This window comes from Aquimarina sp. EL_43 (assembly GCF_943422735.1).
Classification (GTDB): Bacteria; Bacteroidota; Bacteroidia; order Flavobacteriales; family Flavobacteriaceae; genus Aquimarina; species Aquimarina megaterium.
Window position 1 is genome coordinate 3,722,917 of sequence record NZ_CALSBR010000001.1, and the last position, 23,694, is coordinate 3,746,610.

Sequence of the window (23,694 nt, forward strand, 5' to 3'; positions counted from 1 at the left end):
TTTTTTCCAAAATTAATAAAGTAATTCTGTTGAAAATCTAATTTAATGTGAAAACTAGCACAAATTTAAAATAAACAAATATCCTTTACCTGTTGTGTATTTTAAAACTAATACTATAAAAAGCGTCAATTCGAGTGGTTTTTCATAGTGACCTCTCGACTACGCTCGAGATGACACGAAGAAAAATTGTACTTCGGCAAGGCTTGTCCTGAGTTTATCGAAGGGCTCAGCAGGACTATCGAGAATAGCTTTTTTTATCCCAAATCCTTGTCATCCTGAGTGTATCAAAGGGCTCGATACACTTCTTCCTATGGTCGAAGCACTTAATTTGACGGCTTTTAAAAACTAAATCCTTACATCGAATTCACGTTAAACTAATATATCTTACAACTTTCTTTTGCTAATCATTTCAAAAAAGGCTTTGCGATAGGTATCGCTTATAGGCAGTGTCTTATCATAAATATAAACATGAAGAGAATCTGTCTTGATAATGTGATTAATCGAAACGATGTATGATTTATGAACCTTAATAAAGGTAGTAGAAGGGAGAGTACTTTCTATATGTTTTAAAGTACTATAGGTAATAATCTGTTTGTTTAATAAATGAATCGCGACATAGTTTTTTAATCCTTCTATATACAGGATATCGTCTAGATACACTTTTTCATAATTGTTTTTACCATCTGTCTTGATAAATACGTATTCTTTTGTAGTTGTAGTAGTATGAGATAACTCTTCTTTTTGTTTCACCTTGAGAACAGCCTGGTAAAAACGATCAAATTCGAAAGGTTTTAATAAATAGTCCACAGCATTTAGGTCATATCCTTCTATAGCAAATTGCGGATAGGCTGTAGTAAAAATAATCTGTACTTTATCTTTGATGATTTTTGATAATTGAATACCAGATAAATCTGGCATCTGAATATCCAGAAATACTAAATCAATAGCATCACTTTCGATATGTTTTAAAGCTTCCAGAGCCTTTGTGGTACTAGCAATACACTCCAAAAAAGATACTTTTTCTACATAATTTTCTAACAAACGTATCGCAGGCGGTTCATCATCTACAATAAGACAACGTAATGATGTATTCATAATGGTATTTTTAAATAGGCCTCAAAATAAGGCTTTTCTTCTTTACGGTATACTATGAAATCATTTTTGAAAAGAGCAGTTAACCTCTTATGAATACTTGCATATCCTATTCCTTGCTCCACATATTTTTCTGAAGTAGCAATTTTATTTTTAGTGCTGATTTCAATAGCATTTGGATGAATGGTAATGGTAATATTTGCCCTGGCAGAGGTATCATTAACAATCCCGTGTTTAAAAACATTCTCTATAAAATGAATCAATAACATGGCAGGTATTTCTTGATCTGTTATAGTACCACTTACCTGGTAATCTACTGCCAGATTATCTTCATAACGTTTTTGAAAAAAGTAAATATAGTCTGCAATAAACTTAAGATCCTTTTTTAAGAGTATTGTATCCTGCTGAGTTTCATAAGTCACAAATCGCAATAAATCTGACAGCCTGTGGATATCTGCTGCAATTTTGGGCTGACTTTCTATAAGTAGTTCAGAGTAAAAACTGTTAAGCGTATTAAAAAGAAAATGTGGCCCCAGTTGCGATTTAAGCAACCTTAACTCGGCCTTTTTATTTTCGATTTTTAATTGATGGATTGCTTCTTTATGATCTACAAATCGAAAGAAAAGGTATATGGCCGTACTAAACAGCAAACTTTTTGAAGCATAGTAGGAGTTGTCGAATACATAGTACCCAAAGTGGCGGAAATTGTCTCCGTAATTATGCAACCCGGTAATAGAGTAGAGTATCACTTCCTCTAACAAATAGCGAATACCTGCATATAAAAACACTAATACAATTATGCCAAAGCAGTATTGCATAATACGTTTTCGCGAAAGCATAAGCGGGCATAATATTTTATAATTTATCACATAAATACTGAAAAAGGTAAGGTAATTACTGATTCCTAACAAGAATATGGGGTATTCTAAATAGTCTGTCCAACTTGTTTTCTGCTTGTAGATATAGTCTCCATAGAGATCCATAATAATAATAAGGATGCCAAGCAGTAGGTGATATCTCCAACGGGATTTAAATACGATCATGGTTCAAAAATAATATTTTGAATAGGTAATCTATACGTTTCTGGTTACAATGCCCTTTTTTTTTATACCAAACCGGTAAACCATACAACCAAATATCAAATAGTGCTGTTATCCCTCTTTTGTCCTGTAAATCTCTGTAGAAGTGTAAACCTGTGATCTGTTATGCCAGTATGGTCTTTTTTTGCTTTAAAATCGAAGAACAATGAAATCACTTATCACCCTTAGTATTATAGTCTTATTACTATGCTTCTCTTGTAAAGAACAACCAGTAGATGTAGATGCTGTTGCGATCAAAGAAGAGAAAACAAGTCCGGCAGCTGTTATAGATGCGTCGTATATCGCTACAAAGACAGCGTATTTTACAGTTACAGATACCGCTATTGTAGGAGAAGGTCGTGCAATGCTAGATCGTATTATTTCTCAATCACAGTTTGTGATGTTTGGAGAACGCCACGGATCAAAAGCGACTTCGCAATTGATTACAAGACTTATCCCCATGTTACACAAGGCCGGATTTAATAACACCGTTTTTGAAGTAGGTCCATACTCGGCAAAAAAATTGGTGGACCTTTCTACACCGCCATCGGCTACAGTAGAGCATCTTAAGCAGTTTACCACGCAATATGCCCTAGAAGAAGATCATGAGATCCCGATCCCTTTCTTTGATGGTCTCGAAGATGCTTATTTTCTTCAGGCAATTCGCGAGCGTAATATGAACATCTGGGGGCTTGATCAGGAGTACTTTTCATCTACATTATATTTTATGGATGAGCTACTCACTTTTGTTGCCGATACTCCAGACTATGCCATCATCAAATCAGAAAAAGAACAAGCTTCTAAAATCATTGCCTCCTGGTATGCAAAAGATAATGTACCAGATGCAGAAATTAAGCTTTTTGAGGAAATTCAAAAAGAACCTGCTGTGCAACAATATTTAAATCGCTTTCGCGGAAATGAGAATACCCAAAAGATAATTAAAGACTTAGAAATTAGTTGGGATATTTATACCCGTTGGCGAGAAGATTCACATGCAGATCGAATAAGCTATATGCGTAATAACTTCTTAACACATTATAATAAGGCATTACAAACAGAGTCAAATCCTAAAGTATTCCTGAAATTCGGAAATCTGCATGCTTCAAAAATTTTAACCAATGGTTGTTATGACCTGGGAGACCTCGTTACTCAACTTGCCAAAGAGCAAGGGAGCAAAGCCACTATCATAAATACATGGCACCGTTTTTATATTAATGAAAAAGGAGAAGAAATTGATTACTTAGAAAAATACGCTTCTTACTATAAACGTCTACGAGATTTTATGAGCCTGGCAAAACGGGATCAATGGACCATCATTGATTTAGAAGCTATACGTAGTGACATCCAAGAAGGACGAATAGCGCTACCAATAAATGGCGATTACCACAAGATTAAGAGTTTAATTGATGGCTATGATTATCAACTCATTCTGCCTATCGACAAAAGAGTAACCCCAAACAAAAACTAGTACAAACCAGGGGTCGAGGTAAGAAAATGATGTCAATTCGAGTGATCTGATACTTCGACATAGCTCAGTACAGGCTGGAAGATTGTACTTCGGCAAGGCTTGTCCTGAGTTTATCGAAGGGCTCAGCAGGACTATCGAGAATAGTGATTTTCTTATGTTGAACCCTGGTTACAATACACTTAATTCAATAATTTAAAAATAATACTATTATGCGTAACCTCATTTTAATCTTTATTACTGTATTCACTCTATGTTTATCCTGTAACGCTCAGGATCAAAAACCTGTTATTAGTATTTTGGGTATGATGCATTTGCATAACCCGGGAGCCGATGAAGTAAATATGGATATGGGTAATATTCATTCTGATAAAAGACAGGCAGAATTAAAAGAACTTATTGATTTGATCGCTAAGTTTAAACCCACCAAGATTGCTATAGAATCGTCGTTAGGAGATACCTTATGGAGTCAGACCTATTATACCAAGTATCTAAATGGAGTATTAGAAAAAGAAATAAGTAAAGAAGATAAGTGGAGGTTATCTAGCGAAACTGTCCAGATATCTTACCCTTTGGCAAAACAGATGGGACATGATAAATTGTATCCTATAGATACCCATACAGAATTTGATACGGCTCCTGTTATTGCCTATGCCGAACAAAATAATCAACATGTACAATTAGCCGAGTTTAATGCGCTGATTAATAGTATGCAAAAGGATGTAGAATCTATATCCAAAGGCTCTGTTTTAGACATTGTAAAGTTTGCTAATTCTGAAAATTTTGATAAAAATTACAATCAAAAGTTTTACCTGAAACACCTGGTTTCTTTTGGTAAAGGAGATAACTATATTGGTGCCGATGTGGTTGCGAAATGGTATTTTAGAAATTTAAAGATTTTTACTAACCTTACTAGAATTGTTACTCCTAATGATAGAGTTTTAGTAATTTATGGTGCAGGTCATAAAGATATCTTGGTTGACCTTATTAAAGATAGAGCAGATTGGGAGTATTATGATATCAATACATTACTACATTTTAAAAAATAATATACTACGCAAAGGGTTTACCATAAGCAAAGAAGGTATAAAATATAATATGTTAACGCAATTGGTAAATAATACATCGTAACCTTTTTGGGATGGTTTTAAGTTTGTAACTTAGTGACACACAAACTATTTTGAATTTTTGCTGAGGATGGTTTATGGGGCCAGAATCATAACTACGTAAAGGTTCAAAACTTAAAACCAAAAAAATGAAACGTATATTAACAATCGCCATTGCCTTTTTTACGGTAATGAGCTTTGCACAAACTCAACCACAAAAACCCAGTGAACTAGTAGCCCAGCAAAAATCATCGGGCTCAAATTTTGAAACTACTCAGATTTTTACTGCAATTACTAAAAAAAGTAATGTACAAATTCCGAAACAACTTAAGGATTATGTGTTGCTTTCTTTAGATCAAAGTAAAATGAAATCTTTACAAGGTAATTTCCCGAATACGATGAACTTAAGTATTCCGGGGAAGAAATCAGCAATGTCACTAGACCTTGTTAAAGTAAGCATTAGAACAGACGATTTTTCGGCTATAGATATGCCTTCGGGCAAGGTGCTTTCTCGTGATAACGTAGCGCACTATCGAGGTGTAGTAAAAGGCCAGTCTAACTCTCTGGTCGCTCTAAGTTTTTATGAAGATAAGGTATCTGGTTTTATTAGTATCGATGGCCAGGATGGTAATATGGTAGTAGGACCTGTAGATAACAGTAAGAGCCATATTCTTTATAAGGATAAGGAAGTTAGTTATTTATATGATATTTCGTGCCAGGTAGAAGAGGATATCGAAAAAGGAGGATACACTATTGAAGAATTGGCAGATAACCCACAAAGCAAAGCAGCTGCAAAGTGTGTAAAAATATTCTTCGACATATGTACAGATGTTGTAAGTGATAAAGGAGGAGCTCAGGCGGCTTCTAATTATATCGAAGCTGTATTTAATCAAGTAGCTGCGTTATATGCCAATGATCAGATATCTCTTAAATTATCGGGTACCAAAGCCTGGACCTCTAATCAGCCTTTTAGCAATAATAGTCTTGATAGCTATATCAGCTATAAAAACCAAAACGGCCTTAATGGAGATTTAGCGCATATGGTAAATTATAGTTTTGGAGGAGGACTAGCAGGAGGAATCGGAACCCTGTGTAACTCATCTAGAAAAGCTGCAGTTTCTGGTATCAGAGGTAGTTATCAAAATATACCTACCTATTCTTTTGATGTATTCTTAATATCTCATGAGGTAGGACATAATGTAGGATCACGACATACACATGCATGTGTATGGAATGGTAATAATACTGCTATAGATGGTTGTGCCGGTTTTACAGAAGGAAGCTGTTCGATACCAGGAAACCCTGCTGGAGGAGGAACCATTATGAGCTATTGTCCTAATACTAGTGTTGGAGTAAATTTCAACAAAGGATTTGGTTCACAACCTGCTAATGTGATCCGTAATTATATCGCAGGATCAAGTTGTTTACAAACTTGTGATGGTGGTGGATGTAATACGGGAGATGCTGTATCGGTAACATTTACCAATAATACAGACTGTACCTTAGAGTATTACCAGAATAATTCTTTACAGGGATCTGCTAATGCCGGAGGCTCGTATAATGCAAATACTACAGTAGGAACTGCATGGCAAGCCAAAAAAGCTTCGGGAGGAGATACCGTAGATAATTTTACTATTGCTTGTGGTCAAGCAACCTATAATTCTACAGGAAATTGTAGTAGTGGTGGCGGTAATTGTGATGGTGTAGCGCCTTGGTCTCCAAATGTTAACTACAGTGTTGGTGATCGAGTAACCTATAACGGATCTCTGTATGAAAGAACTGCTACAGGATGGACTAATTTAGGACCATGTACTACAACAACCGATCCTTGTGCAGGAGTAGCACCATATTCTTCGGGTACTGTATATAATGTGGGTGACCGTGTAACGTATAATGGATATCTGTACGAAAGAACCGCTACAGGATGGACGAACTTAGGTGCTTGTGGAGGATCATTTAGTAGTGCTTTCAAAGGAGATGGACCAGCAGGAGGATTGCAATTGAAAGCATTCCCTAATCCAGCAAAAAATCTTTTAAATCTTGAAATTAGTAATGCAAAATCTTCTTCTCAGATCAATATCAAAGATATAAACGGAAGAACATTAGAGATCATAGATTTTAAAATGCCTCCAGAAGGAAATGTAGTAAGAAAGACTGTAGATATTAGTAAGTTATCTACCGGTATCTATTTTGTACAAATTACTACCGATAGTAAAACACTTACTCAAAAGATTTTTGTGAAATAATTTTTTAAATACCAATAAAAATTGGCCCTAATTAAAGGCTGCTCATATGGGCAGCCTTTTTTTTGTGATCTATTTACCGAGAAATAATATGATAATAAGAATAATTATAAAATACCCCTGAAAAACGGGTAGTGATAAATATAAAAAACCGATAGGTTTGTTGATGACTATTCAATTGTAAAAGTAAAAGTTGAAGGATTAACAGGAACTCCAAATTGGTAAAAAATAATTTGCAATACAATTATATAAAGAGATATCATTTAACCTTAAAATAAAATATAAAATGAAAACGATACGTGAGCATATTGGGGCACATCAGATTAACCTTTCGGGTTGCAATGTTTCTTCAAAATTAGAGGGAGAGATTCCAATTTTTGTTTTTGATTATCTGTCTATGAGTAAAACGCTGAGGTATCAGCTATCTACTCACACCTGTGAACTTTGTGGATATAATCCAGGTTCATTAGATATTATCTGGGTAGATGGGCAAGATGAACTTCTTAAAGAAGATGTATCTTCATTTTGGTTTTGGGATGATAATGGACTAATTCCGTTTGCGTATATCGGAAAAGGAGCAGAAAAAGGCCCTTTTAGCGAACACGAAGGTGTTTTGTTTTTGAATACAACGAATACCAAAGAATTTGATCAGATGTCGATTGTAGTACTCAATGTAGAAAAAGATAATGTTAAACTTACCACAATTGCCAATAATTTTGAAACTTTAAAGATTATCAAAAGTGAAACTAACCGTCAAATTTCAGAACAATTAAAACAAGAAGGAAACAGTTTTTTTGGCGAAGGTAACTTTGATGCAGCTGTCCAAAATTTTTGTAAGGCAATACAAGCAGATTATACAAACCCTAATCCGTATAATAACATAGGAATGATTTCGCAGGCAACCAATGACTATTTAGATAGGGGTGAAGCTTTTTTTCAATTATCTTATCTAGTAGATCCAGAATATACTAACGGAATGCGAGGATATAGTGGTATACTTGCTAGTAGAGGGAACCTGGAAAAAGCAATAGAAATTATGAAGGATTGTATTCAAATAGAAGAATCAGCAGTAAACTTTGCTATTTTGAGCCGTTATTGCTTAGATAACGGTGATAGAGAAAATGCAGAAAAGTTTTATTTAAAAGGAGCAAATATCGATCAAAATCATCCAGAGTTACAAAAGGTAAAAGATAGTTTGTAACGTTATTGATGACTATCATGAATAATAAAAGAGGCTGAATTCTTTGTTTTTAACTTAGGATTCAGCCTCTTTATGATATAAAATTTTAAACTCTTTTTTTAAGACTCCGAATCAATCTTAGTAGATTCGGTTTTACCGTCATTAATCATTTCGGTACCTGCACTTTTTAGATATTTATCTAAGAATTTCAAAATTCTACCATAAGCTTCGATTTGATTTTCTTTTTTTACAAATCCATGTCCCTCGTCTTCAAATAATACATATTCTACAGGAACACCACTTTTCTTAACTCCTTCTACAATTTCATCAGATTCTACTTTTAAAACTCTGGGATCTTTGGCTCCTTGAAGAACAATCAATGGTTTTGTAACTTTTTCAGTGTGAAAAAGTGGAGAAATTTGTCGTAAACGAACAGAATCAGCGGTATTTGGATCTCCCATTTCTGTGTACAACGCTTCTTTAAAAGATTCCCACCATGGCGGAATACTTTTTAGCGTTCTTAACCAATTTGTAACTCCAAAAATATTTACACCAACCTTAAACTCTTCTGGAGTATAAGTAAGGGCTGCCATAGTCATATACCCTCCATAAGAACCACCAATGATTCCTATTTTATCGGCGTCTACGATATCTTGTTTTGCCAGCCAGTCTTTTCCTGCAACACAATCTTTTAAATCCTTATCCCCGTGATTTCGGTCATCCATTTTGAAAAAAGTCTTACCATAACCACTACTACCTCTGTTGTTCACAGCCAGTACAGCATATCCATGATTTACCAAATACTGAATTATAGAACTAAACCCTTGTCTGGATTGTCCTCCGGGGCCACCATGAACCCAAACTAATGCAGGAACTTTATGATCAACAGTTGCTTGTTTAGGCTTATAATATATAGCAGGAATATCTAATCCATCAAAAGATTTAAAACGAACTACTTCTGAAGTAACCAAATGATCTGGATTGATATCTTTATTTAAAACATCTGTTAGCTTATGGTATTTTTTGGTTGCAAGATCATAAGAGTATGAATTGGTAGGCGTATTTGACCCTCCAACGCTAAGTAAAGCCATAGATTCATCTCTCGAAAAACGTGCCCTATTAATTTGTTGATTTTCTATAGAAGGGAAATCAACAATAGTACCTGTGGCTACTTCTTTTACCTCCATAACCGTCTTAGCATCTTCATTGGTAAACATTACCTGGTATTTTCCGTTTCGGGTAAAATAAAAACCAGAAATATCCCAGTTTTTTTCTAGAACCTTTTCTTTACTGCCATCTTCAAGATTATACTTCATTAGATAACTAAATTCTGCATTATCATCGGTAGTATAATAGAATGATTTACCATCTGGAGAAAAATCCTCTGGTGAGTTTCCACTTAAGTTATCATTAATCTTAACTTTTTCTTTGGTTTCGGTATTCAATAGGTAAAGATCATTATCATTAGTATTGATAGACTTAGAAAGTGCTATATACTTTCTATCTTCAGACATTCCGCCAAAATCCATCCCATCAGTATTCTGATAAATTAATTTGGAGGTAAAATCAGCAATATCCATCTCATAGTGATCCATATATTTAGGATCTCTTTCGTTACTACCATAAAAGAAACTCTTGCCATCTTTTGCCCATCCTCTAAATAAAGCTCTTACATTCTTTTCTGGAGTTAGACGTTTGATACCAGAGCTGTCTTTAACAAAGATTTTATAAATTTCATCACCATTACCATCCATTCTGAATAAGATTCTATCATCCTCGGGGAAATACGATATCCCAAAAACCGATGCACTATCAGATTTGGTTACAGGCATAAGTTCGCCACCATTGGTAGCAACTGTATACATATTATAAATCCCAGAACGGTTACTGGTCATAAGTACCTTGGATTTATCTGCAGAAAATCCATTCGAAAATGCATTTTCGTTATCCATAAATTGTTCTATCGAATACTGGTCGATCTTGATAGACTGAGCGATTTCTTCTTTTTTTTCTTGCTTACAAGAATAGAAGAGGAGCAGACCCATACTAAATGTGAGTAGTTTTTTCATGAGTGTTTATTTATTTATTCTAAAGTAAAATTCTTAATTTCTTTAAAAGGAGAAGCATCTAACTTCTCAATAGCTTCACGATAAGGTTTCCAATGGTTTATAAAAAATTCGTTGGTCTTTACCAGCGCATCTTGTAATGCATCTTTAGCTTGTTTTATCAAGGTGTTCTCTGTAGAAGTTAGTCCGTTTTGACGACTACCCACATACCATCCTGCTGTACCCATACGTTGCATCACCGTTACTTCTGGATTACGAGTGATTCCTTGACGCTTATCTTCCTTACCAAGATAGATAGCAATTACACTATCGATTTTTTTAGAAATATCTTTAGATAATTTAATCTGATCTTTATATTTCTTTTTATCTAATTTTTTAAGCTCTTTCTGGTATTTTGAGGCTATATCCTTACTCTCTACCAATTGTTTTACAGCATCTGCTGCAGACTGCCTCATTTTTTCCATGTTTTTTGAAGCAGCATAAATTTCGTTGATATTCTTCTGGGATATTTGTAATCTAGGATCAGATTTAACCTCGATCATGGTTTCAGATTTTTGATCCCCATATTCTAATACCAGTTTATATTTACCAGGTTTTACATCAGTACCACCAGGTTCTCTATCTTGTTTTTGGATTTTTCGCGAAGGTCGATCAACACCTTTTTCATTCATAAACCATTTTGTTTTATGAAATCCTGTAGAATCCGGGGTCTTTTCTTTTAAAGTTCTAATCAAACGATCACCATCATAGATTTTAAGATGAATAGAATCCCATTTTACCTTGGCTTCTTCTTTCTCACTATCAGACTCATCTTCATCGCTTTCCTTTTTATTCTCTTCTTTGCTAGGTTCTTCTTTTTTCTTTTCTTCTACTTTTATGTAATATGAAATAAGAGCTCCATAGTCACGATTTTCACCATTATATAAGGCGTCTCCTCCAAAACGACTACCTGTAGGTTGTTGATAAGCGGCCTGATATGCGATTGGAGGCTCAAAAAGATGTAATTTCTGACTTAAAATAGTACTGTTTTTTGCCAATGCTCTTAGTGGTCGTATATCATCTAATACCCATGCGGCTCTACCAAAAGTACCAATAACCAAATCATGTTCTCTGGGTTGTATTACCAAATCTTTTACCGATACGGTAGGAAAACCTTTGGTCCATTTTGTCCAACTGTTTCCTGCATTAAGAGAAATGTATAATCCATCATCTGTACCCAGGAATAATAGATTTTTTTCTATAGGATCTTCAACAATACTAAGCGTATAGCTTTTTACATCATTTTGGTCAACAATACGTTTCCAGGTCTTACCATAATCAGTAGTTCTAAATGCATATGGTGTATAGTTAAATCTTCTGTAATCATTAGCGACCAAAAGAGCTTCTCCTTTCTTTTTGTTTGAAGCTTTGATTTGCACAATCCAACTTCCTTTTGGCAATTCTTTTATGTTACTAGATACATCGGTCCAATTTGCTCCTCCGTTTTGAGTAATATGTACTTGCCCGTCATCTGTAGCTGCCCAAAGCATATTTTCCTCTAGCGGCGAAGGCTCAACAACCAAAACAGTACAGTGATTTTCTGCACCTGTAGCATCCATAGTTAATCCACCACTTTCTGCTTGTTTTAGCTTTTCGGGATCGTTTGTCGAAAGATCTGGTGATATTATTTTCCAGGTAAGTCCCTTATCTGTGCTCTTGTGTACAAACTGACTTCCGAAATAGATTGTATTATTATCGAATGGATCAATATTGATCGCTGCATTCCAGTTAAAACGCAATTTTACTTTAGGATCGGGGTGAGTAGGGCGCACAGTATAATTGTTACCCGTCATCCAATCATAGCGGCTTACATATCCTTGCTGGCTCATCGTCCATCCATATCTAGAGTCATCTTTATCGGGTACAACATCAAACCCATCACCAAAGGATATTTCTTGCCAGTATGAGTTTCTGATTCCTTGTGCTTTCCATACATAAGCTGGGCCTCTCCAGCTGCCATTATCCTGCATACCTCCGTATACATTATAAGGAAATTCATTATCTACATTAATATGATAAAATTGTGCGACAGGAAGATTTCCTATAAAACGCCAGGATTTACCTCCATCTCTTGTGATGTTTAATCCCCCATCATTACCATCGATCATATAACTCCCATCATTAGGATGAATCCACCATGCATGATGATCGGGGTGTACTCCATTATCAACACCATATGCAGGCATTAACTGTGTAAAGTTTTTACCACCATCTTCAGAAACATTTACATAGGTAAATACAGAATATACTCGATTCTCATTTTGTGGATCTACAAATATATCAGAGTAATAAAAAGGACGATTACCGATATCTTTTTTATCATTAATTTTTTTCCACTTAAACCCTCCGTCTGTTGATTTGTATAGTGCATTCTTTTTGGCCTCGACCAATGCATAAACAATATTAGGCTTATTAGCTGCTATTGCTAATCCTATTCTACCTAAATTACCTTTTGGAAGCCCATCTTTATCGGTACGTTCTTCCCAATTCTTTCCTCCATCATGAGTGATGTAGAGACCAGAACCCTCTCCTCCCGAATTAAAAAACCAGGGATCACGCTTATGTTCCCACATGGCAACTATTAACTTGTTAGGATTTGTAGGATCCATGACAAGGTCTGCAGCTCCGGTTTTATTATTATTGAATAGAATTTTGGTCCAGGTAGCACCGCCATCGGTAGTTTTAAAAACTCCTCTTTCTGGATGTTCTCCCCAGGGAGATCCAATTGCTGCAACATAAACGATATCAGGATTAGTAGGATCAATGATTACTTTATGTATATGACGGGTTTTCTCTAACCCCATAAGTTTCCAATTTTTACCACCATCCAGAGATCTATAGATACCATATCCACCGTTAAGACTATTTCTAGGATTTCCTTCTCCGGTACCTACCCAGATTACTGATGGATTTGATTGTTGAATAGCCACGGCTCCTATAGAAGCAGTAGCTTCATTATTAAAAATTGGAGCCCATTTGATTCCTCCAGAAGTAGATTTCCAGAGTCCACCAGAAGCGGTTCCTGCATATATAATATCAGGATTGGTAGTTACCACATCTATAGCAGTGACACGACCACTCATTCCCCCAGGACCTATATTACGTGGAGTATTATCTTTAATAAGGTCCATGGTGAATTTCTGAGCAGATAATGTAGAAATCACACCTAGTAGTAACAGTAAAAATATTCGTTTTTTCATTTTTTTGGTTGTGAATTAATTATAGTTGTATTTGTTGTTCTAATGTTGTGAGAAATGATATATCGGGATATCTGTTTTTTAAATCTAAAAGTTCTTTCTTCTTTATTTGGGGCGAAATATGGGTAGCGATTACCTTTTTCGGATTGATATATTTTTTGATCAATATTGATGCATCATCTTGTAAAAGCATCCAATACGGTAGAATAGCAACGTCGATACCAGCATCATGCAATTGTAGCTTACTAAATAATTCAATTTCTTCGAGCCAGTTGGTATCTCCTACATGCAGAAATTTCTTATTGTTTATTTTAATAATGTATCCTACATTTTGTACAGCAACATGTCTTTTGCCGGCATGATTTATTTTAAGCCCAGTAACCTTTACTTTACCAATATCTATAGTTTGTTTGGTATAGTCTTTTGTAGTGATTGTAAATACTCTACCTTTAAAATCAGAGAAATTCTTAGTGATTTGATTTGCTCCAAAAAGGACAGCATTTTTGTTTAGGACTAAATATTCCCGAGATAACGAGGCGCTAAAATGATCCCCATGATAGTGTGTGAATAAAATAGCATTAGGTTTAAATCTGGTATTGATTTTATGCACTACTTCTTTAGAAGGAAATAGATAATCATCTCCATATTTTGTGTGCAGACCATCAATTAGTACAGAAGATTGATGATCAGATATTAAAACACCCATATTACCTGTATAGGTAAGTGCTATATTTTCTTGTGAAATGCCAGAAATACTATAAAGAAGACCAGAGAGAAAGAAGAATATTTTTAACACGTTCTAATGGATTGATTTTGAAAAGCCTAAAGTAAATAAAATGAATACGCTAAAGTCTTAAAGCCGTGTTAAGGTAAAATGAGGTAAATTTGAAAGATTAAAAATCGTATTAGTAATGAAATTTATAGAACTCACACTCAAGAATCATACAATCCTTCATGGCTTTGATGCTCGAAATCGAGAGGTTACAGAAGAAGTAGAAGTAGAAGAGGCTTCAAAAAAAATAGTAGCGGTTAAGAGAATTTTATCGATCAGCGAAAAGTATATTTTAATAAAATATGCATATGATAGAGTTATATACTGGGAATATATGGAGGATTATGAAACTATAAAAAAGATGCTTGTATCATAAATGATTGCTATATTTTTTTAAATTCCTTTGGAAAAGAAGAAGGTTCAAAATCCCAGAAATAGGGAAGTAGATAGTAAGTGATTACTATAATTAAGATAATAGATATAATGTTTAACCAAAATCCTTTTTTCATCATATCGGGAATGGTTAAATAGCCCGACCCAAATACCACTGCGTTAGGCGGAGTAGCTACAGGAAGCATGAATGCACATGATGCTGCGATTGTTGCGCCTACCATAAGAATAAATGGATGTACATCAAGTGATAGCGCCATTGATGCCAAAACGGGTAATAACATTGAAGTAGTAGCAACATTTGAAGTGATTTCGGTTAAGAAATTTACAGCAGTAACAATAAAGGCCAAAAGAGTAATCAAATAAACTCCTTGCAATAATGTCATTTGCGTACCGATCCAAAGCGCTAATCCCGATTCTTTAAAACCAGATGCCAAAGCAAGACCACCACCAAATAGTAAAAGTACGCCCCATGGTAACTTTACTGCCGATTGCCAGTTCATTAATGGTTTTCCTTTTTCTCTACTGGGTAGAAGAAAAAGAAGTAATGCTGCAGTAATGGCAATTATGGTATCGTCTATAGCCGAAAAAATAGGCTGTAATAAAAAAGACCTTGTGATCCAGGCAAAAGCAGTGCATATAAATACTGCGAGTACTAGTTTTTCTTCAAAAGATATTGTACCTAATTCTTTCAGTTGTCTTTTTACCTCATTTTTCCCTCCAGGAAATTCTTTCTGTTTAAAAGAAAATGCGATTTGAACCAAATAACGCCAACAGATGAATAACATTACTAACGAGATGGGCAAACCTATAACAATCCAATTGGTAAATGTGATCTCAAAACCATAGATTTCTTTAACAATCCCAGCTAGAATAAGATTAGTAGGAGTTCCTATAAGTGAAGCAACTCCTCCGATAGATGCACTATACGCTATAGCCAGCATTAGCGCTTTTCCGAAGATTTTATTTTCATCTTCGATAGTGTTTGGATTATCGGTAAGTTGAGTAATTATGGCAATACCAATAGGTAACATCATTACAGATGTCGCAGTGTTAGAAATCCACATTGATAAAAATGCTGTAGCAATCATAAAACCAAGAATCATGGTTTTAACATTGGTACCAATAATATTTATAATACTTAACGCGATACGTTTATGTAGATTCCACCTCTCTATCCCAATAGCCAATATAAACCCACCTGCATATAAGAAAATATTATGATTGCCAAATGCTGCAGTTGTTGTTTTAATATCCAAACCACCAGATAACGGAAATAAAATAATGGGCAACAGTGAAGTGGCTGCAATAGGAATTGCCTCGGTAATCCACCATATAGCAATCCATAAAGTACTAGCCAGTATCGCATTGGCTTCTTTACTTAAACCCTCGGGGTGAAAAAAAAATAATACAAGAAAAAAAATTGCAGGGCCAGATATGGCTCCTATTTTTTTAATACTTACATTCATGCGATGCTGTTGTTAAGAAATCATAGGTTTAGTAAATGATTGATAAAAGTATAGATAAAAGAATTAAATCTTTATCCCAAAGCATAGAAATATTACTTTGGGAGTATAAGGTAATAGTTAGCGTGGTCTCCATAAATTCTATAAAAAGATATGGCAGAAAGAAAAAAGATGTATTGTATAAATGGGTTTTGTTAAGGTATCATAACCTTAGATTTGTCACTATTTCGTGCAGAAATAAGATGAAAGTTTTTATCAACTTTTACAATAATTATTTTACCAGTATGTAAATTAACCATCTTCCATCTAAAACCATAAGATGTTTCGAAAATCGCAGATCTAGCTGTTTTTCGTAAATCAATTTCATCAATGTTTTCGACGATTTGATTCGCCAAAAGATCAAGTCCTCTTTCTTTAACTTCTTCGGCAGAAAGTTTACGATCGCGAGGGTTTTGACTTTGATCAATAGTAATTTGGTATGAAGATGCTTCAATACTACTATTGGGAAATACTAAAAAAGAGAAAAATACTAAAAAAGAGAGTATGTAATTTTTCATAATCTAACGATTTTGTGAATTACATACTATATCACTGAATAATATGCAATTACGTTGGGTTTACGTGTATTGTCATAAGTATTTGTATAGTGCTTAACAATTATCTTAAAAAAGGGGTGTTGTAAAATTAACGTTTAAATACCTTTTTTAGGATATTATTATGTTAAAAAAATGATAATATCTCTTAAAATTTTGCTTTTCTACCTTTTATTGTTATAAAAATCCACATCCATAGTTTTAATATGGTGATTATTTCATTCTCATTTCTTATATAGTTTTTTACCAGCTTCATAATATTTATCTCCTTCTATCCAAAAAGGAGTTGTCTCGTTGTTAGCAATGTTTCTGCATGCTAAAACATAAGACTGAAAAAACTTAAATAAATAGTCGTAATCCAAGGTATCTGGATTGTCGGTAACCTGGTGGTAGTACTTTGTGATTTCTTCGTCAAAAGCTGTGAATCCCATACTAAAAGTAGGTGCAGGAATCCCTTTTGCAGCAAAGTTTACATTATCAGACCGATCAAATAATCCTTGCTCAGGAGCAGGATCATCGATGGCTTTTAGTCCAAATTTGGTAGCGGCGTCTTCGATATCTTTTTGTGCGGTTGTTCTGCTCAAACCAATAATCGTTGCCAGTGTTGTATCATTATAGCCTCCATTATCACTATTAAAACAATATACCATTTGATGTAAAGGAATTACCGGGTGGTCTACATACCATTTACTTCCTAACAACCCTTTTTCTTCTCCTGTGAACAGGATAAAAAGCGCTGACCTTTTGGTTGGATATTTTGCAATATTTTCTGCTGCAGAAAGTACAGTGACCGTACCTACTGCATTATCTCTAGCTCCATTATATATCGAATCATTTTCAACAGCTTTACCAATACCCACATGATCGTAATGAGCAGAATAAATGATGTATTCATTTTTAAGCTTAGGATCGGTACCTTCTACATAACCAACAACATTTTGCGAAGTAACTGTACTTTTCTTGATTCCCTCAATAGTAAATTCGATATCAATCTCTTTATTTGTTGCAAATAGTTTACTAATATCCTCATTCTTGTCATTTACCCATACATGAGAAAAGGTATCAGAATCATTTTTGTTATGATCAATGATAGACATCTTTTCACCATTTAAATTATGTTCAATTCTTGTCCACAAACGATCATCAACATTACAGATTTCGATAATACCAAGAGCACCTTTTTGCTTGGCTAGCTTCATTTTTTCTCTGGTTTTAGAAAAGGCCGGTCTAATCTCTTTATTTTCCTTAGATCCTATAATAGTTATTACATATTTTCCTTTTACATCAACAGCATTATAATCTTCTTCGAGACCATAATTTAAAAACACTGCTTTGCCTTTAAAATTGGCATTTTTTGGTATAAAAGCTGCTATTTTATTCAAAACCAAAGCTCCTGTCTTAAGCTCGGTCTTTTTAGCACTGGATGTTTTTTTTAGATTTACATTTTGAAAATAACTAGTGGTTTCGGGAATTGGCTGTACTCCGTACCCTCGTAGCATATTAGCAAGATATTGCGCAGCAATTTTATTTTCGGGGCTTCCGGTTTGCCTACCTTTTAGTTCATCTGAAGCCAGAAAATAAATATGCCCTTCAATTTCACTTTTAGAAACAGTAGATTTTACTTTTTCGACATCATCCTGTGCCGAAATAGAGATTGTAAAAAGAAAAAGTAACGAGAGTATAATAGATTTTTTCATGAGTGAGAATGATATAATTGTGTGATCAAATTAATGGTATAGCGTATAATTAAATATAGCTACCTTCTTTTCAAAGATAACAATTGTTTGTACTTTGTTATAATACAAGAAGTTGTTTTCTAATAAATATTGTCAAAAACAAATGTTAATTCTCATTTCTTCGATAGATAATAAGTTCTTATCTTTTATAAATTATACTAACTTTATCTAATGAAAAAAGAAAAAAAAGTATTTAGAAAAGGCTTTGCATTCAAAATCTTTGAGGCACCAGAACAGTCTCTGTTTGATAAGCTTTTTGATATTTTTCAGGAAGTTATCACTCATACTTCGGGAGATCTTGACGAGGCTTTAGACTGGATGAGAGAATTAGATAAAGAATATCAACTTACTGATGAGAATTACACGCTGGATGATTTTGTAGAGGATTTAAAAAAGAAGGGGTACATTCGAGAAGAGATCAAACCAGATGGTAAAGGAGGGATGTCTATTACAGCCAAAACCGAACAGGCAATTCGCAAAAGGGCATTAGATCAAATTTTTGGAAAGCTAAAACGAAGCGGAGCAGGGAATCACAGAACAAATTATATTGGTAAAGGGGATGAACACTCTGGGGAGTTTCGTAATTATCAGTATGGAGATTCGTTAGAGCAAATATCAATAACAGAAAGCCTTAAAAATGCACAGATCAATCATGGTATTGGTGATTTAAATCTTACCGAAGATGACCTTGTAGTCGAAGAAACTCAGTTTAAAGCACAAATGAGTACAGTACTAATGATTGATATTAGTCACAGTATGATTCTGTATGGTGAGGATCGTATAACTCCTGCCAAGAAAGTTGCAATGGCACTTGCAGAGCTTATTATTACCAAATACCCTAAAGACACATTGGATATCTTGGTTTTTGGTAATGATGCATGGCCAATTGCGATCAAAGATTTGCCTTACTTACAGGTAGGACCATATCATACGAATACTGTAGCAGGTTTACAGTTGGCTATGGACATGTTGCGAAGAAAGCGTAATACAAACAAGCAGATTTTTATGATTACCGATGGTAAACCCAGTTGTTTAAGAATGCCAGATGGACAATACTATAAAAATAGTAATGGATTAGATAGGTACATCGTAAGCAAATGTTATATGATGGCTCAACAAGCCAGGAAATTACATATCCCCATAACGACTTTTATGATTGCACAAGACCCCTATTTGATGCAATTTGTAAGAGAGTTTACCTATGCGAATCAAGGAAAAGCATTTTATACCGGCCTTAATGGTTTAGGTGAAATGATTTTTGAAGATTATGAAACGAATAGAAAAAAAAGGATACGAGGATAAACTCGTTTTGAATTTAAAAGTAATTGTAAGAACGAAAAAGAAAAGATGAAAATTTTAGATATAAAGACATTAGGCCAATTAAAAAAATCGGGATATAAAAGTATATCAATAAAAGATGAATTAAGAAATAATCTAAGAATTAAGATTAGTAATAACGAAGATACTTTTACAGGTATTCATGGGTATGAAAATACAGTGATTCCCGAATTAGAAAGAGCAATTCTTTCTAGGCATAATATTAATTTATTAGGGTTACGGGGTCAGGCAAAAACCCGTTTGGCAAGACAAATGATAAATCTGCTGGATGAATGGGTTCCTGTGATAGAGGGGTCAGAAATTAATGATGATCCGTTTCATCCTATTTCTAGATATGCGACTAACTTGATAGAAGAAAAAGGAGACAACACGCCCATTAGCTGGTTACATCGATCAGAACGTTTTGCAGAAAAATTAGCAACTCCAGATGTTACTGTAGCAGATATTATAGGAGATGTAGATCCAATAAAAGCCGCTAATCTAAAATTAAGCTATGCAGATGATCGTGTGATTCATTTTGGGATGATCCCAAGAGCAAACCGGAGTATTTTTGTTATTAATGAATTACCAGATTTACAAGCTCGTATACAAGTGGCATTATTTAATATTTTACAAGAAGGTGATATCCAGATTAGAGGATTTAAACTTCGATTACCATTAGATATACAGTTTGTGTTTACAGCAAATCCAGAAGATTATACGAATCGAGGAAGCATTGTAACACCTTTAAAAGATAGAATAGGATCACAGATTCTTACTCACTACCCCAAAACTGTAGCAATAGCAAAAACAATTACCCAGCAAGAGGCTAAATTAGATTCGAGGCAAGCCGATTTGGTTTATGTACCAGAGATTGCAAAGGATTTATTAGAACAAATTAGTTTTCAGGCTAGGGAAAGTGAGTTTATTGATCATAAAAGTGGTATAAGTGCCAGGATGAGTATTACTGCTTATGAAAATTTGTTAAGTATGGCAGAATACCGGGTATTGCGATCTGGCGATGATCAAACAGTATTGCGATTAAGTGATTTTACCGGGGTTATTCCTGCTATTACCGGCAAAGTAGAATTGGTATACGAAGGAGAGCAGGAGGGAGCTGCTTCTGTAGCAAATTCCTTAATTGCTGATGCTATCAAGACTTTATTTCCCGAATACTTTCCGAAAATCGAAAAACTAGAGAAAGAAGGTTATGAAAGCCCATATCAAAATCTGATAAATTGGTTTTTTGAAGAGAGCGGATTCGAATTACTAGATGATATATCAGATAAAGAGTATAAAGAAAAACTAGATGCCATTACGCCGCTTAAGAATCTGATTAATGAATATCATCCCGAAATGAGTACAGAAGAAACTTATTTTATGATGGAATTCTTATTGTGGGGATTGGTAGAATTTAAAAAACTAAGCAAACATAGATTATCAGAAGGATTTCATTTTAATGATCTTTATGGAAGTTATATAAGTGGGTTATAGTTGGTAACGTTTACCACCAAACTAAAAAAAAACATTAATAAGAATCTTCATTACTTCTCATCCAGAGTAATGGAGATTTTTTTGTGATAATAATATCTGCACCTGCTCTTTTATATCTTCAAAAGAAAACCAGGCGTCACTATATTTTGGATTAGTAACCCAATGTGTCTTCTCCTTTTTTATAGAATATTTAAAAACATCATTCAGCATTATAAAAATATGTAAAACTTAAGTAACATTTTAGATCATTAAGACATATATAGATACACAAAAAAAACTTAATTCAAATGATTAAAATATTCACATTACTATTAATGTTGTCATCATTTATTTCATTAGGGCAGCAAACAACAGAATTTATTATTTCCGGCGGTATACAGGATAACGATCCAAATATTAATAATGTTTTATCAGATGCGGTTACAAGTCTTAACGGAAACGGTACTATTACAATAAAAGGAGATATAGAAGTTCGTGTTGATTTCAATATTCCTGAAGGTATCGAACTAAAGTTTTTTAAAGGGAATAAATTTATAATAAAGGGTAATACTACACTAACCATAAATGGTAGTATTAATGCAGGTCAATATCAAATTTTCGAATTAGAGGATAATGGAACTGTCGAAGATTGTTTTTGGGATAGATGGGATTTTACTTTAGATGACGGTAAAGTTAGAGGTAATTTAAAAAACAATTATGTAATACCACAATGGTGGGATATTGATGATACTGGTGTTATTCCGTGTGGTCAAAATTTTCAAAAAGCAATTGAATCATTTCCAAGTGTTCAAAAATTTGTAGCAAATGGAAAATTTTTACTTGAAAAGACTTTACATTTAAATCAAAACAACCACTATTATGATTTTAGTGGTGCTACTTTTGTCGGGGTTAATGAAGATAGGGACGTATGTCAAGCTTTTAAGGATAGTTATCTATTATGGTATAATACTCCCGCACCTCATGGGTTGCCAACAACATTTCCAGCTACTGATACAGGAGGTTTAATTAATATAGGAAAACTTAGAGACTTAACAGAAACGTCTCCTTATTCGGTTGTAAATGTAACTTTATACGGAGGTATTTATATCCCTAAGAATAAATATGACAATGCACTAGGAATATTAAATGCCAAGAATATAAAAATTTTAAACGTAACTATAGACTGTTATAATGGACAAAGAGGAATTGCGCTCCAACCTCATAAAAACTGGAATGTCCCAACAAGGACAGACCATATAATTGTTAGAGACGTTATTCAACAAGGAGGAACTAACGTTTTCAATATAGATATTGACTCAAATAGTAATACATCTAATGTTATTGTTTCTAATGTTGTTGGACATGATATTGGAGGTCATACAGCTGACCCAAATGATAGTATTAGAGAAGCGGCTTTTAGAATTTCCTCTGGAGGTTCTATTCAAAAAATTCATAATATTACAATTTCTGAAGTAATACTTTCAAGCGTTTATAAAGCTTTTAATGTTAGTGGAGCTAGCGGTATTCTTTCAAATATTCAAGTTATTAATTCAGAAACGAATTGGTTAGAGGGAACTAATCCAGATTTAAAAGTTGAAAATGTTAGAATACATTGATTTACGATTTAATCTAAATCAAATAGAATAAATTACCACCAAACTACAAAAAAACGGTCATAAGAATCTTCATTACTTCTCATCCAGAGTAATGGAGATTTTTTTTGCGACAATGCTACCTGTACCTGCTCTTTTATATTTTCAAAAGAAAACCAGACATCACTATATTTTGGATCGGTAACCCAATCTTTTTTCTTCGGAATATTAAAATGACAACTACCATATTGTTCTGAAGTAAAACCCTTTAATGGTATCCAAAAACCAACAATGCATTGATTGTTTATAATAGGAAATAGCTCTTTTTTCATAGATAAAGGAACAAAAAGATTTGCCATATAACATACACATTGATGAATACTTTTTGGATCTATATGCAAGTCTTCTAGAATAGGTAGGGTCTCGTTTCTGTAGAGTAAGGGTAATTGTTTTGTTTTCAGTTTTTCTACTTTTTGAAGTAACGCATCTTTACGGTTTGGGCCAATCCATTGTAGAAGTTCACCTTGAATTAATGGGTCATACAGATAAAATTTGTATACAATTTCAATATGTAAAGTGTTATTATTTCTACGATCTTTTACCAGAAAATCTAATTCTCCGATGGTGATTTTATCCTGGTATACCTGAATATTCTTTGCTATAATCTCGTACTTATCAGTATTGGTAATACCATATTCAAAAAAAAATTCTATACGCTTACCTAATACTTCATTATCCCGAATATTAATTTCTGTTTCGTTAGGTAAAACATCGTTTTCTAGTACTTCTTCGATATCAAAAGGAGATAATCCTAAAAGAGTTTTGTCGGTCCATAAGGGTTTACTATTTAAAAACCCTAGATATTCATTTTTGATTGACATTTAAGCT

The 23,694-nt window shown here is 34.1% G+C and carries 17 protein-coding genes; 8 read left to right on the forward strand and 9 right to left on the reverse strand.

The genetic code is table 11. From position 1 onward, the window contains the following. Nucleotides 1-384: 384 nt before the first annotated feature. Complete coding sequence (locus NNL09_RS16005; protein WP_196909845.1) at nucleotides 385-1,095, reverse strand: LytTR family DNA-binding domain-containing protein; 711 nt, start codon at nucleotides 1,093-1,095, stop codon at nucleotides 385-387. Then, nucleotides 1,092-2,135: a sensor histidine kinase gene (locus tag NNL09_RS16010; RefSeq protein ID WP_196909846.1), complete on the reverse strand. Its 1,044-nt coding sequence runs from the start codon at nucleotides 2,133-2,135 to the stop codon at nucleotides 1,092-1,094. Before NNL09_RS16010 ends, NNL09_RS16005 begins: the two co-directional genes overlap by 4 nt. Before the next feature lie 202 nt (nucleotides 2,136-2,337). On the opposite strand from NNL09_RS16010, the gene NNL09_RS16015 reads away from it, so the two are divergent. The 4 genes from NNL09_RS16015 (at nucleotide 2,338) to NNL09_RS16030 (ending at nucleotide 8,186) form a co-directional block, all read left to right on the forward strand. Next, entirely contained in the window at nucleotides 2,338-3,639 is a 1,302-nt protein-coding gene (locus NNL09_RS16015) for a hypothetical protein (RefSeq protein WP_196909847.1), read from the forward strand. Between the two features lie 209 nt (nucleotides 3,640-3,848). Then, the gene (locus NNL09_RS16020; protein ID WP_196909848.1) at nucleotides 3,849-4,685 is read left to right on the forward strand and encodes a DUF5694 domain-containing protein; all 837 of its coding nucleotides are present in this window, start codon (nucleotides 3,849-3,851) and stop codon (nucleotides 4,683-4,685) included. A gap of 206 nt (nucleotides 4,686-4,891) precedes the next feature. Then, nucleotides 4,892-6,988: a M12 family metallo-peptidase gene (locus NNL09_RS16025; protein ID WP_196909849.1), complete on the forward strand. Its 2,097-nt coding sequence runs from the start codon at nucleotides 4,892-4,894 to the stop codon at nucleotides 6,986-6,988. A 283-nt stretch (nucleotides 6,989-7,271) separates the two neighbouring features. Continuing rightward, nucleotides 7,272-8,186, forward strand: a complete 915-nt coding sequence (locus NNL09_RS16030) for a M48 family metallopeptidase (RefSeq protein ID WP_196909850.1) — start codon at nucleotides 7,272-7,274, stop codon at nucleotides 8,184-8,186. A 98-nt stretch (nucleotides 8,187-8,284) separates the two neighbouring features. On the opposite strand, the gene NNL09_RS16035 is transcribed toward NNL09_RS16030, so the two are convergent. The 3 genes from NNL09_RS16035 to NNL09_RS16045 are packed head-to-tail and all read right to left on the reverse strand — an operon-like array spanning nucleotide 8,285 to nucleotide 14,263. Next, a complete protein-coding gene (locus tag NNL09_RS16035) occupies nucleotides 8,285-10,234 on the reverse strand; it encodes a S9 family peptidase (RefSeq protein WP_196909851.1) in 1,950 nt (649 codons plus the stop codon). A 14-nt stretch (nucleotides 10,235-10,248) separates the two neighbouring features. Beyond that, complete coding sequence (locus tag NNL09_RS16040; protein ID WP_196909852.1) at nucleotides 10,249-13,470, reverse strand: hypothetical protein; 3,222 nt, start codon at nucleotides 13,468-13,470, stop codon at nucleotides 10,249-10,251. A gap of 19 nt (nucleotides 13,471-13,489) precedes the next feature. Beyond that, a complete protein-coding gene (locus NNL09_RS16045) occupies nucleotides 13,490-14,263 on the reverse strand; it encodes an MBL fold metallo-hydrolase (RefSeq protein ID WP_196909853.1) in 774 nt (257 codons plus the stop codon). A gap of 115 nt (nucleotides 14,264-14,378) precedes the next feature. Between NNL09_RS16045 and NNL09_RS16050 the strand changes: the two genes are divergently transcribed. Continuing rightward, on the forward strand, nucleotides 14,379-14,615 hold the full coding sequence (locus NNL09_RS16050) for a hypothetical protein (protein ID WP_025664746.1): 237 nt from the start codon (nucleotides 14,379-14,381) through the stop codon (nucleotides 14,613-14,615). Between the two features lie 7 nt (nucleotides 14,616-14,622). Here the strand turns inward: NNL09_RS16050 and NNL09_RS16055 are convergent, their stop codons facing one another. The 3 genes from NNL09_RS16055 to NNL09_RS16065 form a co-directional block, all read right to left on the reverse strand. Beyond that, entirely contained in the window at nucleotides 14,623-16,098 is a 1,476-nt protein-coding gene (locus NNL09_RS16055) for a DASS family sodium-coupled anion symporter (RefSeq protein WP_025664747.1), read from the reverse strand. A gap of 191 nt (nucleotides 16,099-16,289) precedes the next feature. Beyond that, nucleotides 16,290-16,652, reverse strand: coding sequence for a hypothetical protein (locus NNL09_RS16060; protein WP_025664748.1), 363 nt, complete (start codon nucleotides 16,650-16,652; stop codon nucleotides 16,290-16,292). 260 nt (nucleotides 16,653-16,912) lie between these two features. Further along, a complete protein-coding gene (locus NNL09_RS16065; protein ID WP_196909854.1) occupies nucleotides 16,913-18,385 on the reverse strand; it encodes a M28 family peptidase in 1,473 nt (490 codons plus the stop codon). A gap of 210 nt (nucleotides 18,386-18,595) precedes the next feature. Between NNL09_RS16065 and NNL09_RS16070 the strand changes: the two genes are divergently transcribed. The 3 genes from NNL09_RS16070 to NNL09_RS16080 all read left to right on the forward strand — a co-directional run bounded on the left by NNL09_RS16070 (nucleotide 18,596) and on the right by NNL09_RS16080 (nucleotide 22,830). Next, nucleotides 18,596-19,726, forward strand: coding sequence for a VWA domain-containing protein (locus tag NNL09_RS16070; RefSeq protein ID WP_025664750.1), 1,131 nt, complete (start codon nucleotides 18,596-18,598; stop codon nucleotides 19,724-19,726). Nucleotides 19,727-19,771: 45 nt separating this feature from the next. Further along, nucleotides 19,772-21,235 (forward strand): sigma 54-interacting transcriptional regulator, encoded by a 1,464-nt coding sequence (locus NNL09_RS16075; protein ID WP_196909855.1) that lies wholly within the window; start codon nucleotides 19,772-19,774, stop codon nucleotides 21,233-21,235. Between the two features lie 287 nt (nucleotides 21,236-21,522). After that, nucleotides 21,523-22,830, forward strand: a complete 1,308-nt coding sequence (locus tag NNL09_RS16080) for a hypothetical protein (RefSeq protein ID WP_196909856.1) — start codon at nucleotides 21,523-21,525, stop codon at nucleotides 22,828-22,830. 32 nt (nucleotides 22,831-22,862) lie between these two features. On the opposite strand, the gene NNL09_RS16085 is transcribed toward NNL09_RS16080, so the two are convergent. Further along, the gene (locus tag NNL09_RS16085; protein ID WP_196909857.1) at nucleotides 22,863-23,687 is read right to left on the reverse strand and encodes a DUF1853 family protein; all 825 of its coding nucleotides are present in this window, start codon (nucleotides 23,685-23,687) and stop codon (nucleotides 22,863-22,865) included. Between the last annotated feature and the right edge of the window lie 7 nt (nucleotides 23,688-23,694).

What these genes read in the sequence shown, in the direction of transcription:
- NNL09_RS16005 (WP_196909845.1), bottom strand. Translation starts at nt 1,095, where the DNA reads ATGAATACATCATTACGTTGTCTTATTGTAGATGATGAACCGCCTGCG.
- NNL09_RS16010 (WP_196909846.1), bottom strand. Translation starts at nt 2,135, where the DNA reads ATGATCGTATTTAAATCCCGTTGGAGATATCACCTACTGCTTGGCATC.
- NNL09_RS16015 (WP_196909847.1), top strand. Translation starts at nt 2,338, where the DNA reads ATGAAATCACTTATCACCCTTAGTATTATAGTCTTATTACTATGCTTC.
- NNL09_RS16020 (WP_196909848.1), top strand. Translation starts at nt 3,849, where the DNA reads ATGCGTAACCTCATTTTAATCTTTATTACTGTATTCACTCTATGTTTA.
- NNL09_RS16025 (WP_196909849.1), top strand. Translation starts at nt 4,892, where the DNA reads ATGAAACGTATATTAACAATCGCCATTGCCTTTTTTACGGTAATGAGC.
- NNL09_RS16030 (WP_196909850.1), top strand. Translation starts at nt 7,272, where the DNA reads ATGAAAACGATACGTGAGCATATTGGGGCACATCAGATTAACCTTTCG.
- NNL09_RS16035 (WP_196909851.1), bottom strand. Translation starts at nt 10,234, where the DNA reads ATGAAAAAACTACTCACATTTAGTATGGGTCTGCTCCTCTTCTATTCT.
- NNL09_RS16040 (WP_196909852.1), bottom strand. Translation starts at nt 13,470, where the DNA reads ATGAAAAAACGAATATTTTTACTGTTACTACTAGGTGTGATTTCTACA.
- NNL09_RS16050 (WP_025664746.1), top strand. Translation starts at nt 14,379, where the DNA reads ATGAAATTTATAGAACTCACACTCAAGAATCATACAATCCTTCATGGC.
- NNL09_RS16055 (WP_025664747.1), bottom strand. Translation starts at nt 16,098, where the DNA reads ATGAATGTAAGTATTAAAAAAATAGGAGCCATATCTGGCCCTGCAATT.
- NNL09_RS16060 (WP_025664748.1), bottom strand. Translation starts at nt 16,652, where the DNA reads ATGAAAAATTACATACTCTCTTTTTTAGTATTTTTCTCTTTTTTAGTA.
- NNL09_RS16065 (WP_196909854.1), bottom strand. Translation starts at nt 18,385, where the DNA reads ATGAAAAAATCTATTATACTCTCGTTACTTTTTCTTTTTACAATCTCT.
- NNL09_RS16070 (WP_025664750.1), top strand. Translation starts at nt 18,596, where the DNA reads ATGAAAAAAGAAAAAAAAGTATTTAGAAAAGGCTTTGCATTCAAAATC.
- NNL09_RS16075 (WP_196909855.1), top strand. Translation starts at nt 19,772, where the DNA reads ATGAAAATTTTAGATATAAAGACATTAGGCCAATTAAAAAAATCGGGA.
- NNL09_RS16080 (WP_196909856.1), top strand. Translation starts at nt 21,523, where the DNA reads ATGATTAAAATATTCACATTACTATTAATGTTGTCATCATTTATTTCA.
- NNL09_RS16085 (WP_196909857.1), bottom strand. Translation starts at nt 23,687, where the DNA reads ATGTCAATCAAAAATGAATATCTAGGGTTTTTAAATAGTAAACCCTTA.